The sequence below is a fragment of the Tautonia plasticadhaerens genome (assembly GCF_007752535.1).
GTDB lineage: Bacteria > Planctomycetota > Planctomycetia > Isosphaerales > Isosphaeraceae > Tautonia > Tautonia plasticadhaerens.
The window spans coordinates 819,519-837,501 of sequence record NZ_CP036426.1 but is presented as its reverse complement, the minus strand read 5'-3'; the positions used below and the strand labels follow the sequence as shown (position 1 = coordinate 837,501).

The 17,983-nt window shown below is 72.9% G+C and carries 9 protein-coding genes; 8 read left to right on the top strand and 1 reads right to left on the bottom strand.

Annotation, left to right across the window (positions count from 1 at the left end):
* Positions 1-11: 11 nt before the first annotated feature.
* From ElP_RS03075 to ElP_RS03045, 8 genes are all read left to right on the top strand, one after another.
* Entirely contained in the window at positions 12-911 is a 900-nt protein-coding gene (locus tag ElP_RS03075) for a DUF58 domain-containing protein (protein ID WP_145278181.1), read from the top strand.
* A complete protein-coding gene (locus tag ElP_RS03070) occupies positions 908-3,004 on the top strand; it encodes a BatA domain-containing protein (RefSeq protein WP_145267136.1) in 2,097 nt (698 codons plus the stop codon). Before ElP_RS03075 ends, ElP_RS03070 begins: the two co-directional genes overlap by 4 nt.
* The gene (locus ElP_RS37575; protein WP_197446678.1) at positions 3,001-6,831 is read left to right on the top strand and encodes a DUF4175 family protein; all 3,831 of its coding nucleotides are present in this window, start codon (positions 3,001-3,003) and stop codon (positions 6,829-6,831) included. Before ElP_RS03070 ends, ElP_RS37575 begins: the two co-directional genes overlap by 4 nt.
* Positions 6,828-9,188 (top strand): hypothetical protein, encoded by a 2,361-nt coding sequence (locus tag ElP_RS03065; RefSeq protein ID WP_145267134.1) that lies wholly within the window; start codon positions 6,828-6,830, stop codon positions 9,186-9,188. The genes ElP_RS37575 and ElP_RS03065 overlap by 4 nt, the downstream gene beginning before the upstream one ends.
* 9 nt (positions 9,189-9,197) lie before the next feature.
* Complete coding sequence (locus ElP_RS03060) at positions 9,198-10,184, top strand: hypothetical protein (RefSeq protein ID WP_145267132.1); 987 nt, start codon at positions 9,198-9,200, stop codon at positions 10,182-10,184.
* Between the two features lie 235 nt (positions 10,185-10,419).
* Entirely contained in the window at positions 10,420-12,579 is a 2,160-nt protein-coding gene (locus tag ElP_RS03055; RefSeq protein WP_145267130.1) for a type VI secretion system Vgr family protein, read from the top strand.
* A gap of 35 nt (positions 12,580-12,614) precedes the next feature.
* Positions 12,615-13,391, top strand: a complete 777-nt coding sequence (locus ElP_RS03050; RefSeq protein ID WP_145267128.1) for a DUF6931 family protein — start codon at positions 12,615-12,617, stop codon at positions 13,389-13,391.
* 4 nt (positions 13,392-13,395) lie between these two features.
* Complete coding sequence (locus ElP_RS03045) at positions 13,396-13,686, top strand: PAAR domain-containing protein (RefSeq protein WP_145267126.1); 291 nt, start codon at positions 13,396-13,398, stop codon at positions 13,684-13,686.
* Positions 13,687-13,998: 312 nt separating this feature from the next.
* Here ElP_RS03045 and ElP_RS03040 read toward each other — a convergent pair whose 3' ends face one another.
* A complete protein-coding gene (locus ElP_RS03040; RefSeq protein WP_145267124.1) occupies positions 13,999-17,733 on the bottom strand; it encodes a hypothetical protein in 3,735 nt (1,244 codons plus the stop codon).
* Positions 17,734-17,983 lie beyond the last annotated feature (250 nt).

Below are 17,983 nucleotides of genomic sequence, written 5' to 3'. Positions count from 1 at the left end.
CGCAGGCGCTGATGCGGATCAAGAGCCTGGAGCTGCGCGCCCGGGTGGTGGTCGAGGGGTTCGTCACCGGCCTGCACCGCAGCCCGTTCCACGGCTTCTCGGTCGAGTTCAGCGAGTACCGCCAGTACTCCCCGGGGGACGACCCGAGGTACCTCGACTGGCGGCTCTACGCCCGGTCCGACCGCTACTACATCAAGCGGTTCGAGGACGAGACGAACCTGCGATGCTCGGTCGTGCTCGACATGAGCCGGTCGATGGGCTACGGCTCGGGCCCGGTGACCAAGGCCGAATACGCCCGGACGCTGGCGGCGACGATCGCCTACTTCCTCACGCTCCAGCGCGACGCGGTCGGGCTGATCACCTTCGAGGACCGGGTGGTCGACGTGCTGCCCCCCCGGCACCGGCCGGGGCAGCTCCGCCGGATGCTGGCGATGCTCGAACGCACCCCGACCGGCCGGGCGACCGACCTGGCGGGGCCGCTGGAGGAGATCGCGGCCACGCTCCGGCGCCGGGGGCTCATCGTACTCGTCTCGGACCTGCTCGCGCCGATCGACCTGCTCCGGACCCGGCTCGGGTCGCTGAAGGCCCGGGGGCACGACCTGCTCGTCGTCCGGGTGCTCGACCCCGCCGAGGTCGACTTCCGCTTCGAGACCCCGGCGATGTTCCACGACGTCGAATCGGGCCGGGAGCTGTACATCGACCCGGGCGCCGCCCGGGCCGAGTACCTCCGCCGCTTCGCCGAGCACGCCGCCGGGGTCGAGCGGGCCTGCGCCGACCTGGGGATCGAATTCGCCCCCATGACCACCGACCGGCCGCTCGACACGGTGCTGTTCGACTTCCTCAAGGCCCGTGAGCGCCGGGGCCGGCGCCCGGACCGCCGGCGGAAATCCGGCCAGGGGGGCGGCCGATGAGCTTCCTCACCCCCCTGTACATCCTGGGTGCCCTGGCGATCGCCGCGCCGATCGTCTTCCACCTGATCCGCCGGACGCCCAAGGGGGAGGTGCCGTTCAGCTCCCTGATGTTCCTCTCCCCCACGCCGCCGAAGCTCACCCGCCGCAGCCGGCTGGAGAACTGGCCGCTGCTGCTGCTCCGGGCGCTGGCGCTCTTGCTGCTGGCCCTGGCCTTCGGCCGGCCCTTCCTGAGGCAGGCGGCCCGGCTCGACGCGGGGGAGGCGGCCGATCGTCGGGTCGTGGTGCTGCTGGACACGAGCGCGAGCATGAGGCGGGGCGACCTCTGGGAGCGGGCCCGCCGGCTGGCCGACGAGGCGATCGGGGAGACCCGGCCCGGCGACCGGCTGGCGGTCCTCGCCTTCGACGACGCGACCCGGCCGCTCCTGAGCTTCGACGAATCCGGGACGCTCGATCCGTCCCGCCGCCTCGCCGTCGCCCGGTCCCGCCTCGACGAGCTGAGGCCGACCTGGAGGGCGACCGACCTGGGCCAGGCGCTGCTCGACGCCGTGGCCGCCTTCGAGGACGAGGCCCGGGGGGACGACCTCGCCGGGGAAGTCCCCCGCCGGATCGTCCTCGTAAGCGACCTGCAGCGCGGGGCGCGACTCGACGCGATCGGCGACGTCGAGTGGCCGGCCGACGTGCGGGTCGAACTCCGGACCGTGTCCGACCCCTCCGGCAACGCCGGCCTCCAACGCCTGGCCACGCCGACCGTGCCCACGGCCGACGCCGAGCAGGACGACGCGATCCGGGTCCGGGTCTCCAACGAGGGGGGCTCCCCCGGGGAGCGGTTCCGGGTCGGTTGGGCCGAGGGGGACGAGCGGCCGACCGACGTTTCCGTGCCCCCCGGGGAGAGCCGGGTGGTCCGGGTCGCCCGGCCCGGAGGGGGGACGGGAGGGGCGTTGATCCTGGAGGGGGATCCGTCCGAATTCGACAACGTGGTCTATATCGCCGACGCCCCGGTCGTCCCGGAGACGTTGCTCTTCCTGGGCGACGACGCCCTCGACGACCCCGAGGCGCTCCTGTATTACGTGGCCCGGGCCTTCGAGGACCTGCCGGGGAGGGAGGTCCGGGTCCGGGCCGTCCGGGCCGGGGAAGCCCTGGCGATCGAGACGGAGCAGGCCGTGCCGCTCGTCGTCGTCGCCGACGACCCGGGTGAGGAGGCGGTCGCCCGGCTCTCCCGGTTCGCCCGGGACGGCGGCACGGTGCTCGGGGTGCTCGCCTCGGCCGACCATGCCGGGACGATCGAGGCGATCGGCGGCCTGACGCTGGGAGACGTGGAAGAGGCCCGGGTCGACCCCGACGCGATGCTCGGCGAGATCGACTTCGGCCACCCCCTGTTCGCCCCGATGGCCGGCCCGCAGTACAACGACTTCACGAACGTCCGTTTCTGGCACTATCGGCGGATCGACGAGGAGTCCCTCGGTGACGGCAGGGTCGTCGCCCGGTTCGAGGGCGGGACGCCGGCCGTCGTCGAGTGGCCGATGGGCCGGGGCCGGCTGGTCGTCCTGGCGAGTTCCTGGGGGCCGGGGGACAGCCAGCTCGCGCGGTCGTCGAAGTTCGTCCCGCTGATGACCTCGCTGCTCGATCGGGGGGCCGAAGACGAGTTCGACGCCGGGGGCCTGACCGTGGGCGACCGCATCCCCGTGCCCGAGGGGGACGGGGAGCGGGTCGTCCGCACGCCGGGGGGCTCGGACGTCGTGCTCTCGGCCGGGACCGACGAATTCTCCGGGGCCGAGGTCCCGGGCGTCTACGCCGTCGAGGGGCCGGACGGCCCGAGGCGGTTCGCCGTGAACCTCGACCCGGCCGAGGGGAGGACCGACCCGCTGGAGGTGGCGGCCCTGGAGCAACTGGGCGTCCGGATGGCGGGCCGGGAGGCGGACGAGGCGGACGAGGCGGAGGCGCGTCGGCAGCTGATGAACGCCGAGCTCGAACGCAGGCAGAAACTCTGGCGGTGGGGCGTCGTGGCCGCGATCGGGATCCTGATCGTCGAGACCTGGCTGGCGGGGCGGTTCGCCCGTCCCCGACCGGCCCGAGCGGAGGCGGTGGCGTCATGAGCGGCGAACTGAGGGAGGCGATCGACGAGGTCGCCCGTCGGCTGCGGAACGTCCGCCTCTGGGGGGCCCTGGCCGCCTGCTGGCTGGCCTGGCTCCTCGTCGGGATCGGCCTGGACGCCCTGTCGAGCCGGGGGGCGTCGCCGCTGGTCGGCTGGAGGCTGGGCCTGATCTTCGCCGGGCTGGCGGGGGCCTCCGGGCTGGTCGTCGCGGTCGTCGCGTATCGGTCGGCCCGGGACCGGCGGGGGATCGCCCGGCGGATCGAGGCGCGGTACCCGGAGCTGGCGACCGGCCTGCTCGTCGTGGTCGAGGGGGACGCCGAGGCTCCCGAGTCGGGCCGGACCTTCCTGAGGCAGGCGGTCCTGCAAGGGGTACTCGACCACCGTCGGGAGCACGACTGGGACGAGTCGGTCCCGGGGTGGGCACTCTGGGCCTCGGAGCTCTCCCACGCGGCGACGCTCGGCGGGCTGATCGTGGTCGCGCTGATGCTGGCCCTGCGGACGCCGCCGGGGGGCCGATCGGCGATCTCGGCGGACGCGGGCCGGATCGCCTCGGGGCTGGTCGTCGAGCCGGGTGACGCGGAGATCGAGCGGGGCACCTCGCTGCTGGTCGTGGCCCGGTTCAACGCCGCCGTGCCGGGGGAGGCGACGCTGGTCGTCGAGGGCGGCGAGACCGCCGAGGCCCTCCGCCCGATGGCCCGGAGCCTGGAAGACCCGACCTTCGCGGCCCGGATCGACCGGGTGGACGCCGACCTGACCTACCGCGTCGCCTTCGCCGGGCGCGCGAGCGAGCCCTACCGGGTCACGGTGTTCGACTACCCGGAGGTCCTCCGGGTCGACGCCGACCTCGCGTTCCCCGGATACACGGGCCTGTCGGCCAGGACCGTCGAGGACGTCCGGCACGTCACGGCGGTGGAGGGGACGGAGCTGACGCTCCGGTTCCGGCTCAACAAGGAGGTCGCGACGGCCCGGCTCGTGGACGGCGAGGAGGTCGTCGACCTCGCCTCGGCGGGCGAGGGCAGCGGCGTCTACGCCACGAGATTGACGCTCACCGACCCGAAGCGCTATCGGGTCGAGCTGGTCGACCCCGACGGGCGATCGAACGAGAATCCCACCGAGCTGTCGATCAACGTCACCCGGAACCGGCCCGCCGAGATCCGGGTCGCCCGACCGGCCCGGGACGTCCGGGTGTCGCCGATCGAGGAGCTGAGCCTGGGGGCCGAGCTGACCGACGACTTCGGCCTGGTCCGGCACGGCGTCACCCTGATGCTGGCGGGCAAGGACCCGCGGGAGATCGTCCTGGGGACGCCCGAGCCCGCCTCGAAGGAGGCCGAGTCGGGGCACCTGATCGCCTTCGAGGCGCTGGGAGTCGAGCCGGACCAGCTCGCGTCGTACCACTTCTGGGCGGAGGACGTCGGCCCGGACGGCCAGCCCCGGCGGACGTCCGGTGACATGTACTTCGCCGAGATCCGCCCCTTCGAGGAGATCTTCCGGCAGGGCGAGCAGCCCTCCGGAGGCCAGCCGCCGGGCCAGGGGCCGCAGGGCGGCAACGCGCAGCAGGCGATGGAGCTGGCCGACTTGCAGAAGCAGATCATCAACGCCACCTGGGGCCTGATCCGCCGCACCTCGGTCGCCTCGACGCTCCCCGATTCGTTCGCGGCCGACGCGGGAGTGGTGCTGGAGTCCCAGCGCTCGGCGATCGCGCAGGCGGGCGAACTCGCGGGGGAGCTGCGCGACCCGGGCTCCATCGAGGCGATGGGCCAGGCGACCGGCTTCATGGAGGACGCGGCCGATCGGCTGGCCGAATCGGCCGAGGGGCCGGATCCTGGCCCGCTCGAATCGGCGCTGGCGTCCGAGCAGGCCGCCTATCAGGCGTTGCTCAAGCTCCGGGACCGCGAGTTCCAGGTCGTCCAGGGCCAGCCCGGCCAGGCGGGCGGGGGCGGAGGTGCGGGCGGGCCGTCGCAGCGGCAGTTGCAGGAACTCGAACTCTCCAACGACGAGAACCGCTACGAGCAGCAGCGATCGGCCCAGCAGGAGTCGCTCACCCAGCAGACCCAGGAGCAGCGCGAGCTTCGCCAGGTGCTCAACCGCTTGCAGGAACTCGCCCGGCGCCAGGAGGACCTGAACGAGCGGCTCCAGGAGTTGCAATCGGCCCTGGAAGCCGCCGAGGACGAGCAACAGCGCGAGGAGATCGAGCGGCAGCTCAAGCGGCTCCGGGAGCAGCAGCAGCAGATGCTCCGGGACGCCGACGAGCTCCGGGAACGCATGGAGCGCGAGGAGAATCGCGATCGGATGGCCGAGGCCCGGCAGCAGGTCGAGCAGAGTCGGGAGCACCTCCGCCAGGCCAGCGAGGCGCTCGAGGCGGGCCAGCTCTCGCAGGCGATCACGGAGGGCACCCGGGCCGGCCGAGGGCTCGACGAGCTGCGGGAGGAACTCCGCCAGCAGACCTCCGACCGCTTCGAGGAGGATCTCCGCGAGATGCGCGACCAGGCCCGAGAACTCGCCGAGTCGCAGGACGAACTCACCGAGCGGCTCTCCGACCCCGAAGGGGATTCTCGGCGGTCGCTCCGGGGCGAATCCGAAGGCGACCAGGTCGGGGAGGAACTGGCCGGGCAGCGCGAGCAGTACGAGGCACTCGTCGAACGGATGAAGCAGACGGTCCAGGACGCCGAGGAGACCGAACCCCTGCTGGCCGAGGAGCTGTTCGAGGCGATCCGACGCGCCGACCAGCAGTCCGTCTCGCAGGCGATCGAGGCCGCCGAGCAGCTCGCCGGCCTCGGCGTGAACGAGGAAGCCGCCCGGGCCTCCCGGGCCGCGGCCGAAGGACTGGACGAGCTGAGCGAGGGGGTGGATCGGGCCGCCGACCGCGTCCTCGGCGGCGACACCGCCGCCCTCCGCCTGGCCCAGGACGAGCTGGACGACCTCTCCGAGCAGGTGGGACGGGAGATCGGGCGGTCGGCCTCGGCCGGGCGGGGTGAGCCGGGGGACGCATCGGAGCCGGGGATCCCCGGAGGGACGGCGGGGGCCTCCGCGGACGATCCCACCCTCGACCCGTTCGATGCGCTGGACATGCTCGGCCCCGAAGGGCAGGACGATCCGCAGGAGGGCCCCGGGAACCCGGGAGGTCGGCAGGACTCGGGAGACCGACAGCCGGACGAGACGCCGCAGGGAGAACGCCCTTCTGGTCAGGGTCAGCAAGGCGAAGGACAGCCGGAGGGTCAGCAGCCAGGCGAAGGGCAGCCGGGAGACGGTCAACCGGGCGGAGCCCAGCCCGGCGAAGGCGGGCAGGAAGGCGGGCAGCAACCGGGTCCCGAGGGAGAAGACGAAGGCCCCAGAGGTCAGCAGGACGGCCAGCAGCAGGGCGACGGCCAGGGCGACTCGCGGGGAGGGCAGGACGGGCAACGGGGCGGCTCGCAGGGAGGCGGCGGGAGCGCCCCGGGCCTGGAGCAGCTGCTCGACCCCTTCCAGGCCGGCGGCCGGAGCGGCCCCGGCGGGCCGATCACCGGGGGAGGGTTCCGGGAGTGGTCCGATCGAATGCGGGACGTCGAGGAACTGCTCGATGATCCCGAGCTGAGCGCCGAGGCCGCCCGGATCCGGGACCGAGTCCGCGCCGCCCGGGAGGAGTTCCGTCGGCACGCCAGGGAGCCCGACTGGACGAAGCTGCAGGGCCTCGTCGCCGAGCCGATCCGGGACCTGCGCGACCGGGTGGCCGAGGAGCTGAGGCGTCGGGAGTCGCCCGACGACCTGGTGCCGATCGACCGCGATCCGGTGCCCCCCCGGTTCGCCGAGGGGGTCCGCCGCTACTTCGAACGCCTCGGGAGCGGTGAATGATGCCGACGATCGTCTGGGGGTCCCCCGAATGGATGGCCGGGGCGCTGGGGCTGCTCGGCGTCTCGACCCTGGCCGTGCTCTGGAGCTACGGCCGGGCCAGGGCCCGGACGCCGGTGCGGCTGGCGGGGGCGTTGCTCAAGGGGATCGCCCTGACGGTGCTGGCACTCAGCCTGCTCGAACCGCTGCTGACCGGCACCCGGCCCCGCCCGGGGGCGAACGCCTTCGCCATCGTCGCGGACAATAGCGCGAGCCTGATCATCCGGGATGCGGGCGAGGGCCGATCGCGTGGCGAGCAGTTCCAGGATCTCCTGCTCGGCGAGTCGGAGTGGCGGACCCGACTCGGCCAGGATTTCGACGTCCGTAGCTATTCATTCGATTCGACCCTCCGGGGCGTCGACGGCTTCGAGGCCCTCCGCTTCGACGGCGCCGGGTCGGCGATCGGCACCGCGCTGGCGGCCGTCTCGCGCCGCTTCCGGGGCCTGCCGCTGGCCGGGGTGCTGCTCGTGACCGACGGCAATCGGACGGACTCGGGGGAGGTCGACTGGTCGGGATTGCCGCCGGTCTACCCCCTCTTGCCGGGGGGGCGGAGGGCCGGCCGGGACGTGGGGGTGACGGGCGTCTCGGTCAGCGAGACGAACTTCGACGCGGCGCCGGCGGTCGTCCGGGCGGACGTCTCGGCGGTCGGCGTCGGCCGGGAGCCGGTCGTGGCCGTCCTGCTCGACGAATTCGGGAAAGAGGTCGCCCGGGAGGAGGCGACGCCGGAGGGCGAGGGCCGCCCACTGGGCTTCCGCTTCCAGTTCCGGCCCGAGCGGAGCGGGGTCTCGTTCTACACCGTCCGCGCCTTCGCCGCCTCGGACGAGGAGGCGGTCATGTCGGGCCCGGACGAGGGGGCATCGCCGGTCGAGCAGACCCTGGCGAACAACGACCGCCTGCTGGTCGTCGACCAGGGGGGCGGGCCGTTCCGGGTGCTCTACGTCAGCGGCCGGCCGAACTGGGAGTTCAAGTTCCTCAAGCGGGCGTTGCAGGGGGACGACCAGGTCGACCTGGTCGGGCTGCTGCGGATCGCCAAGCGGCAGCCGAAGTTCGACTTCCAGGCGGAGGGGACCCGGTCGGCCAGCCCGCTCTACGACGGGTTCGAGAACCCGGACGACGAGACGGCCGAGCGCCGCGACGAGGCGGTGCTCGTCCGCCTGAACACGGCCGACGAGTTCGAGCTGCGCGAGGGGTTCCCCAGGGCCGCCGAGGACCTGTACCGCTACCACGCGGTCATCGTCGACGACCTGGAGTCGGAGTTCTTCTCGGCGGATCAACGCGCACTCGTCCGCGATTTCGTCAGCGTCCGGGGCGGCGGCCTGCTGATGCTCGGCGGGCCGGACGGCTTCGCCGACGGCGGATACGACCGGACCCCGATCGGCGACCTGCTGCCGGTCTACCTCGATCGGGTCGCCCCCCCCCCGGCCGAGGCCCCGGAGTTCCGGCTCGTGCTGACCCGGGAGGGGTGGCTCCAGCCCTGGGTCCGTACCCGGACGACCGAGGAGGACGAGCGGAGGCGGCTGGCCTCGATGCCGCCCTTCCGGACCCTCAGCCGGGTCGGCGGGCTGAAGCCGGGGGCCGTGGTGCTGTCCCAGGTCGTCGCCCCCGGCGGCGACGCCCGGCCCGCACTGGTGGCCCAGCAATTCGGCCGGGGTCACGTGGCCGCCCTGATGATCGGCGACCTCTGGCGCTGGGGGCTCCGACGCCGGGACCCGGCCGAGGACGACTTCGACCGCGCCTGGCGGCAGTCGGTCCGATGGCTCGTGGCCGACGTGCCCGAGCGGGTCGAGCTGGACGTCCGCCCGGAGGACGACTCGGGGTCCCCCGCAGTCCGGCTGACCGTCCGGGTCCGCGACCCGGACTATCGGCCCCTCGACGACGCGAAGGTGTCCCTCGCCGTCGCCACGCCCGACGGCGTCACGCTCACCCTCGACGCCGAGCCCGACGACCGGGAGCCCGGCTCCTACGTCGCCTCGTATGCCACCCGGCAGCCCGGGCCCCATCGCTTCGTCGCCAACGCCTACGGCCCGGACGGTGCCGAGCTGGGCCGTCGGGAGGCCGGCTGGGCGGCGCAGCCGTCGGCCGACGAGTTCGCCAGGCTCGATCCGGATCGCGACTTCGCCGATCGCATCGCCGAGCGGACCGGGGGCGAGGTCGTCGACCCCGACCGGCTCGACGCCTTCGTCTCGGGCCTCTCCCGGCGATCGGCGCCGATCACCGAGCCGTGGACCTCGCCGCTCTGGCATCACCCGCTCTACTTCCTCGTCGCCCTCTCCTGCCTGGTCGCCGAGTGGGGGCTGAGGCGCATCAACGGCCTCTCGTGAGTCCCCTCGATGACGATCCTCCTCGCCTCGCTCTGCTCCCTGGCGATCGGCCCGGCCGACGACCCCCGGCCGGTCCAGGCCCGGGTCGTCGTGGTGATCGGCGCGCCGGGCGATCCCGAATACGACGAGCAGTTCCGCTCCTGGGCCGATCGCTGGGCCGACGCCGCCTCCCCCGCCGGTGCCGAGCTGATCCGGATCGGCGACGACGAGCCGGACGGCATGGACGACCGGGACCGCTTGAGGGAGACACTGGCCTCGTCGTCGTCGGCCGGCGGGCCGCTCTGGGTGGTGTTCATCGGACATGGCACCTTCGACGGCCAGGAGGCCAAGTTCAACCTCCGGGGTCCGGACGTCTCGGCCGCCGAGCTGGCCGGCTGGCTCGCCGGGACGACGGGGCCGACGGCGGTCATCAACTGCGCCTCGGCGAGCGGGCCGTTCATCAACGCGCTCTCGGGAGGTGACCGCGTCGTCGTGACCGCCACCCGCAGCGGTGACGAGCAGAATCTCGCCCGGTTCGGCGGATTCCTGTCGGAGGCGATCGCCGACCCGTCGGCCGACCTGGACAAGGACGACCAGGTCTCGCTGCTGGAGGCGTACCTGATGGCCGGGGCCCGGGTCGCCGAGTTCTATCGGACCGAGGCCCGGCTGGCGACCGAGCACCCGCTGCTCGACGACAACGGGGATGGCCTCGGCACCCCCCCCGACTGGTTCCGGGGCGTCCGGGCCACGAAGCGGCCCGCCGACGACGCCGAAGCGGACGGGGTCCGGGCCCACCAGTTCCACCTCATCCCGAGCGATCGCGAGCGGGACATGCCGGCGGAGGTCCGGGCCCGTCGGGACGAGCTGGAGGCCGAGATCGCCGACCTGCGTGACCGGAAAGCCGAGCTGGGCGAGGACGCCTACTACGAGCGGCTCGAACCCCTTCTGGTCGAGCTGGCCCGCCTCTATCGGTCGCTCGGGTCGCCCGACGCCGAGGACGACCCGGGGCGGGACTGACCCCGTCGATCGCCGATCGTCCCCCCCTCGCCCCGGCCGCCGCTCGACCCGAGGTGTCGCGTCGCCCCCCCGATTGTCGAACAGAGGGGTAGCGGGCGGGCCGAGCCCCGAGGACGCAGGACCGGTCGGGCCCGCCTGGGCCTTTGCCCGTCGGCCCGGGACGTGGAACAATGGGGCGCCGCCGGCGGTGCGGCGGGCCGTCGAGGGCGTGCTCCGGATGGTGCCGGGAGGGGTCATGGCGACGAACACCCAGACGAATCGCTTCCTGTCGGTGACGACGCCGCTCGGCGAAGACGCGCTGCTGCTGCTCGGGATCGAGGGGGTCGAGGGGCTCTCGCAACTGTTCTCCTTCCAGCTCGAACTGGAGGCCGAGAACGGGACCACGGTCCCCTTCGACCGGCTCCTGGGGCAGAAGGTCACGGCGAGTCTCGCCCTGAAGGACGGCCGACGGTCCATCAGCGGGATCTGCAGCCGGATCGGACAGGGGGCCCGGAGCGGGTACTTCACCTCGTTCCGGATGGAGGTCGTCCCGGAACTCTGGCTGCTGACCCGGGTCGCCCGCAGCCGGATCTTCCAGCAGAAGTCCGTGCCGGACATCCTCCGGGAGGTGTTCGCCGGGCTGTCGACCTCGATCCGGCTCCAGGGGACCTTCCACCCGCGCGACTACTGCGTGCAGTACCGGGAGACCGACTTCAACTTCGTCAGCCGGCTGATGGAGGAGGAGGGCATCTCCTACTTCTTCGAGCACTCGGAGGGCAGCCACACCCTGGTGCTGATCAACACGCCCCAGGGGCACCCGGACCTCCCCGGCGGGTCCACCGTCGAGTTCGAGGTGGCCGAGGGGGGCGAGCGCAACCTCGACGGCATCTACGGCTGGGAGAAGGTGCAGGAATTCCGGTCGGGCAAGTACACCCTCTGGGACCACTGCTTCGAGCTGCCGGGCAAGCACCTCGACGCCGAGAAGCTCGTCATGGACAGCGTCCAGGCGGGCACGATCACGCACAAGATGAAGCTCGGCAACAACGAGAAGCTGGAGATCTACGATTTCCCCGGCGAGTACGCCCAGAGGTTCGACGGCGTCGACCCCGGCGGCGGCGACCGCGCATCGGACGTCCAGAAGATCTTCGAGGACAACGCCCGGACGGTCGCCATCCGGATGCAGGAGGAGGCCGCCGCCGGCCTGGTGATCCAGGGCTCGGGGCACTGCCGGGCGATGTGCGCCGGGTACCGGTTCACGCTCAAGGACCACTTCGACGCCGACGGGCCGTACGTGATCACCTCCGTCCGGCACTCGGCCCGGCTGGGGGGGGACTATCGCTCGGAGTCGGGCGGGGAGATGGACTACCGCAACAGCTTCTCCTGCATCCCGGCCGCCCTGCCCTTCCGCCCCCGCCGCCTGACGCCCAAGCCGATCGTGCAGGGGACGCAGACGGCCACCGTCGTCGGCCCGGCGGGGGAAGAAATCTTCACCGATAAATATGGTCGCGTGAAGGCCCAGTTCCACTGGGACCGCGAGGGGACCAGGGACTCCTCCAGTTCCTGCTGGATCCGGGTCGGCTCGATCTGGGCGGGCAAGAACTGGGGCGGGATCCACATCCCCCGGATCGGCCAGGAGGTGATCGTCGCCTTCGAGGAGGGAGATCCGGACTGCCCGATCATCGTCGGCAGCGTCTACAACGCCGACCAGATGCCACCCTACACCCTGCCCGACAACAAGACCCAGAGCGGCATCAAGAGCCGGAGCACCCTGCAAGGCTCCCCCGACAATTTCAACGAGATCCGCTTCGAGGACAAGAAGGGGGAGGAGCAGGTCTACGTCCACGCCGAGAAGGACTTCGACCGCGTGGTCGAGAACAACGACACCCACAAGATCGGCTTCGAGAAGAAGGACAAGGGCGACCAGACGGTCGAGATCTTCAACAACCAGGATCTCACCGTCGGCGCCGGCAAGACCCAGGCGGACGACGGCAGCCAGTCGACCACCGTCTTCAACAACCAGGTCATCAAGGTCGGCGACCCGGCGGCCTCGGGCAGCAGCCAGACGACCACCGTGCACAAGGACCGGACCGCCACGATCGAGACCGGGAACGAGACGCTCCAGGTCAAGATGGGCAACCGGGACGTGACGATCGACATGGGGAATGACGCCCTGACGATCAAGCTGGGCAACCAGACCACCAAGCTGAACCTGGGCAAGAGCTCGACCGAAGCGATGCAGTCGATCGAGCTGAAGGTCGGCCAGAGCAGCATCAAGGTGGATCAGATGGGCGTGACGATCAAGGGGATGATGGTCAAGGTCGAGGGGACGATCATGACCGAGGTCAAGGGCCTGATGACCCAGGTCAACGGCACCGCGATGCTGACCGCCAAGGGCGGCATCACCATGATCAACTGACCCGGCCCCGTACGCCGGCCGCCCCGAAAGGTCCGATGATGGACGACGCCACTCACCGGCTCGACGATCCGTCGGCCTCCGCCGAGTTGCTCGCGCTCGCCTCGCCGAGCGCCGAGTCGAAGGCCTTCGCCGACGCGATGGCGGACCAATCGCCCCGCGTCCTGGTCGGAGGGCTGGCCGGGGACGGCCACTTCCCCGAGGCGGTCAAGTTGCTGGCGCTCGCCTTGCCCCGCCGGGAGGCGGTCTGGTGGGCATGCCGGTGCTGCCGGGAATCCCTCACCGGTGATGAGCCGCCTGAGGCCCTCTCGGCGCTGGAGGCGGCCGAGCGCTGGGCGGCCGACCCGATCGAGGAGCATCGCCGGGCGGCCCACGCCGCCGCGGAGGCCTCCGGGATGGAGGCCCCGGCCGGTTGCGCCGCGATGGGGGCCTTCTTCGGCGGCGGAAGCATCGCCCCACCGAATGTGCCCGACGTGCCCCCCGCGCCGCACCTGACCGCCCACGTCGTCGCCGGCGCCGTGATGCTCTGCGCCGTCCGATCCGAGCCGGAGAAGGCCCCCGAGAAGTACCGGGCGTTCCTCGCCCTGGGGTTCTCGGTCGCCGACGGCGCGGACCGACCGCCCCCGATCGCCCTCCCGGCGGGGCAGCCCGCCCCGGTGTCGCCCCGCCCCGCCCCGCCCTCGGCTCGCGAAGACCGCTGGGGGGAGGAATCGACGCGGCCTCCGGTCCCGAACCCGCGCCAAAGCCCCGATCCCGCACCCCGACCGCCCTCCCCCGCCCCGCCCCGGACGAGGCGGTGGGACGAATGGGAGTAAGCTCATGGGAATGCCCGCCGCCCGGATCACCGACATGCACGTCTGCCCGATGGTCACCGGCGTGGTGCCCCACGTCGGCGGCCCGATCCTGCCCCCCGGGGGCATCACGACGCTCATCGGCGGCCTGCCGGCGGCCCGCGTCACCGACATGGCCGTCTGCGTCGGGCCGCCCGACGTGATCGTCCTGGGCAGTTTCACCGTGCTCATCAACGGCATGCCCGCGGCCCGCATGGGGGACATGACCGTTCACGGCGGGGTGATCGTCATGGGGATGCCCACGGTGCTGATCGGCTGATCGTCGGCCATGGGCACGCCCCCGGGGCCGTGCCCATGGCCGGCCGTTCGGTCCGGAGAGCAACCCGAGGGCCCCGGCCGTTGCCGGACTGCCGGGCGATGCCGCCCCGGGCCCGCCGGGTCGGGGTCCGCATCCCTCGCCCCGCCCCGACTTGGTGGACGACCCTCGGCCCTCGGACGGCCGGGTCCTCCCCCGGGTCGGCCCCGGTGCGCCGCCGCGAGGCCCACCCGTCTACGGCATGGCCCCGGCGACCCCGCCGCCGCCGGGTGGCCGAGGCCGCCCCCCTGCGTGCGGGGAGGCTCGTGCGGGGGATCAGGGTCGGGGGAACCTCGGGTCGTCGATCGGGGGGGCGGGGGGGGCCTCCTTCAACTTCTGGATCGTGTACTCCTTGATGAACCGCTCGTCGGTGACGCCGTCGATCGTCAGCTCGAATTTCAACGACTCGACGTCGGGCCTGACGATCGAGTAGATATACATCGCGGTCGAGCCGCGCTCGATCCAGAGGGGGGCCTGGACCTGGTCGACGGAGAGCAGCGGCTGGATGGCCAGGGTGACCTGCGCCGGGACGGTCGTCGGGTCGGTGTCGAGGTGCGTCACCAGCAATCCGACCCGGGCATACTGCCCCCCCTTGAACTGGAAGTGGGGCACGGGGTCGGCGATGTATTCCTCGGGCTTCAGGACCCGGAAGTCGACCCTCCTGGGCTTGCAGAGGGTCCGGCCGAGCCCGCCCACCTCCCGGACCTGGACGGTGAGGGTCCCCGTCGGCTGCTTGGGACCGAAGTCGAGGTTGGAGAAGATGCTGTCGGCCACCGCCTCGGGGAGCGTCTCCCCGGGGGAGAGTTCCACCCGGGCTTCCTTGCTCGGGCCGTCCTGCCATTGGCGGGAGACGATCACCGACATGGGGTCCGGGGTCCGGTTGGTCAACTCCAGGCGGTAGTCGAGCCGGCTGTTGGGGTGGAGGAAGCCCTTGTCGGGGTGTTCGAGGAACTGGTCCCGGACTTCGATCCTCCGGCCCCGGACCGTGATCTCGGCGCCGTTGCGGTCGACGGCGAAGCCGAAGCGCTGGCGGATGGCCAGGGAGACCTGCTCGACGTCGGGGATGGCGACGGGTCGCCCCTCGAACCGGAGTCCGCGATAGTAGACGGTCGGGGTGGCGTCGGTCGCCTCGGCGAAGTCGATCTCGACGCTCCGGCCGGCCGAGCCGGTGACCGGCACGTCGAGGAAGGGCTCGTCGCCGGGCCGGGCCCGGAGGCTGCCGGAGGGGTCGTGCTTGAGCACGACGACCGCCTTCCCCTCGGGCAGCCCGTCGCCGCCGGAGACGGTCAGGCCGACGGCCGTGCGGCCCGGCTCGGTGCCGGCGTCCCGGTTCTCGACCCGGAGGGCGAGGGATCGGAGCCCGTCGATGGCGGCCCGGTCGTCGGCCAGCCGGGAGGGCCCCCGCTCCAGGGGGCCGGCCGCGTCGAGCGCCTCGCCGGCCAGGTCGAGGGCCAGGTCGTCGGCGAGTCGTCGGGCCTGCCAGGCCAGGTGGTCGACGCGGTCCCGGGCCGATCGGTGGTCGCTGGGGCCGTCCTCGGGGTCGAATCGCCGTTGCAGGGTCGCGGCGGGCAGGGTCCGGGCGAGCCAGTCGGCCCGGAGCAGCTCCGGGCCGGGGTCGACCGGCTCGCCGTCGCCGGGCCGCTTCCGATCGAGCAGCGCGTCCCGGTGTCGCCGGACCGCAAGGGAGAGGGCGTCCATGGCGTCGAAGGCGCGGTCGGGGGAATTGGCCCAGGCCTCGGCCCGTTCGAGGTCGCCCCGGAGGTCGTCGACAGCGATCCCCGAAAGGCGGAGCAGGCCCAGCTCCAGTCGGGCCAGCCCGATCGCCCGGTCCCAGAAGGAGGCCTCGGGCGCGGCGTCGGCGGGGGACCGGCCGTAATCCTCCGGGGCGGGCAGGGTCGGCCGATCGACGGCGAGCGAGGCGTCGACCAGGGCCATCCGGGGCCCGACGGGGATGGTCGGCACGCGGAGCATCGCGTCGAGGCGTCGCCAGGGGGTCGAGGATCCCGGCCGGGCCGAGCGGTCGACCAGGGCGCGGAAGGCCCGGGTCAGCGCGTCGTATTCCCCTCGGACGGCCCTCACGAGCTGTCGGACCCGTTCGAGCGTGGCGCCGGTGCCCCCGGAGATCACGCCGGCGTTCCAGCCGGGGGGGGGGGAGCCGACGAGGGCGGCCAGCTCGGCGGCTCGGGCTAGCAGCGCGTCGACTCGCCTCGAGGAGGAGGGGTCGGAGGCCTCCCACTCGCCGTAATAGGGGAGTTCGTCGGCGAGCCGCTGGAGCAGCCCGATCGCCTCGGACAGGGGCCCTGCCAGGGCGGCCGCCTCGTCGTACCGGGCCTTCGCCTCGTCGAGCGGCCCCCGGGCCGATCGGATCGTCTCGGGGTCGGAGGCGAAGAGGAGGTCCTGGCCTTCGAGCCTCCGGCGATCGCCCTCGGCGAGGATCGGCCCGATCCAGGGCAGGAGCCGGCCGTCGGAGGCGGCGACCCGCTCGGCCGCGATGGCCACGTCGAACGCCTGGAGCAGGCGCTCCCGGCGGATCGGGCGGAGGTCGTCCGCCTCGCCCCCCATCGCGACGAACTGGGCGTATCGGGCGGCCAGCAGCCCCTCGGCGCTGGGGGGCAGGTCGGAAATCGATCCCGGCCCGGCGGCCGAAGCGGCCCCGGGCCGGTCGGCGACGGCGACGGCCTCGGCGGGTTCGCCTCCCCCGGGCGAGTCGGTCGCCGGCCCGGTCGCGGCCGGGGAGGCGGGCGTCGAGGGACCGGGGGTGGCCGTCGAGGGGGGCGGTTCGTCCCGGAAGGAGGTCCGGATGACCTGCGCCGCCTCCTCCCATTGCCGTTCGACCGCCTCCTGGCGACCGGGGGGCGCCAGGGCGATCCGCATCGCGAACGAGGGGAGCGGCCCCGGGGGCGTCTCCTCCAGTCGCCGTCCGAGCGCGGCGGCGATGGCCTCGACCCGGTCCAGGGCGGTCCCGGCCTCGGCGACCCGCCCGGCCCGGACGAGCCGATCGGCCCTCAACAGGCCGTCTCGGCACTGCCGCCATCGCACGGGGGAGATGCGATAGGGAAGGGACTCGCCGAGCTTGAGGTGGGCTTCCCAGGCGGCACGGAGCCGCCCCCTCAGCTCGTCGGGCACCTCCGGCAGGGACGGATCGGGAGGGACCTCGCGGAGCGGGGGGAGCCCGAAATCATTGCGACGGGCGTTGCCGAGCAGGATCGGGGTCTGGATGGCGTCGCGATGCAGCCGGGCCCAGGCGGCGACCCGGGACGAGACGTCCCTGTGGAGATCCGAGGCGTAGCCCCGGCCCCAGGCGTCGCTGCGGGCGACGCAGTCGGCGAAGACCGAACGGCCGTGGGGGTCCGCCGTCCAGCTGACCTGGCCGGGGGCGCAGGAGGTCAGGACCAGCAGGTTGCCGTCGTCGTCGATCAGGTCTTCCAGGCGGTGGAGGAAGCTATTGGCGAAGATGCCGGTGCCCCGATCGCTGTCGACCTGGGAGGCGTCGAGGATCAGCAGGGTCGGGCCCGAATTGCGGTCCGGGTCGGTCAACGCGGCGATCACCTCCCGGGCCGGGACGAGCGAGGCCGGGTCGTCCGGGTCGCCTCCCGGGGGGAGGAAGAACGGCTCGCTCCCCCGATCGGCGTCAGGCGTGGAGAGGCCGACGGCGGACAAGAAGACGACCTTCGGCGAGGAGGCGTCCCCCGGGATCGACTCCAGTCGTCGGATCAGGTCGCCCGCATCGGACGATGCGTTCCCCTCGGTCAGGCCGACCGCCCCGGAGACGAGCCCGGCGTCGGCGACGATCGTCGGCAGCACGTCGACGACCGAGTCGGGGGCGTCGACCACCAGGGCCAGCCCCGCCCCCCCGCCCCGGTGCCGGTCCAGCAAGGCGGCCGCGAGGAGCCAGAGCAGGAGCAGGGTGGCGGCCGAGGCGGCCGATCCGGAGAGGATCCGGCGGGAACGGTCGACCTTCGAGCGTCGGGCGGAGGGACGGCGACCGGGGGGCGACAGGGTGTTGGCCATCGGGCACCTCGGGCTTCGGCGACCTCGGTCGGAGTCGACTCCCCGGATCGGCCCGGGCCCCGGGTCGGAAGACCTCGGGGACTCGTCGATCGGGCAAGCCTCCGGATTCATCCTAGGGGCGCGGCGGCGGGGCCCGCAAAGGAAAACCGGCCTCGGGGACCCTGCGGGGGGAATCCCGGCTCCGGAAAGCCGGTCCTTCATGTCATCGTGTTCGTCGGATATCCTGTGGTTTGTCCGACATATCGGTACG

Excerpts from the sequence above, each read along its gene's own strand:
- ElP_RS03055 (WP_145267130.1), top strand. The coding sequence starts at position 10,420 with ATGGCGACGAACACCCAGACGAATCGCTTCCTGTCGGTGACGACGCCG.
- ElP_RS03040 (WP_145267124.1), bottom strand. The coding sequence starts at position 17,733 with ATGGCCAACACCCTGTCGCCCCCCGGTCGCCGTCCCTCCGCCCGACGC.
- ElP_RS03070 (WP_145267136.1), top strand. The coding sequence starts at position 908 with ATGAGCTTCCTCACCCCCCTGTACATCCTGGGTGCCCTGGCGATCGCC.
- ElP_RS03060 (WP_145267132.1), top strand. The coding sequence starts at position 9,198 with ATGACGATCCTCCTCGCCTCGCTCTGCTCCCTGGCGATCGGCCCGGCC.
- ElP_RS03045 (WP_145267126.1), top strand. The coding sequence starts at position 13,396 with ATGGGAATGCCCGCCGCCCGGATCACCGACATGCACGTCTGCCCGATG.
- ElP_RS03075 (WP_145278181.1), top strand. The coding sequence starts at position 12 with ATGCGGATCAAGAGCCTGGAGCTGCGCGCCCGGGTGGTGGTCGAGGGG.
- ElP_RS37575 (WP_197446678.1), top strand. The coding sequence starts at position 3,001 with ATGAGCGGCGAACTGAGGGAGGCGATCGACGAGGTCGCCCGTCGGCTG.
- ElP_RS03050 (WP_145267128.1), top strand. The coding sequence starts at position 12,615 with ATGATGGACGACGCCACTCACCGGCTCGACGATCCGTCGGCCTCCGCC.
- ElP_RS03065 (WP_145267134.1), top strand. The coding sequence starts at position 6,828 with ATGATGCCGACGATCGTCTGGGGGTCCCCCGAATGGATGGCCGGGGCG.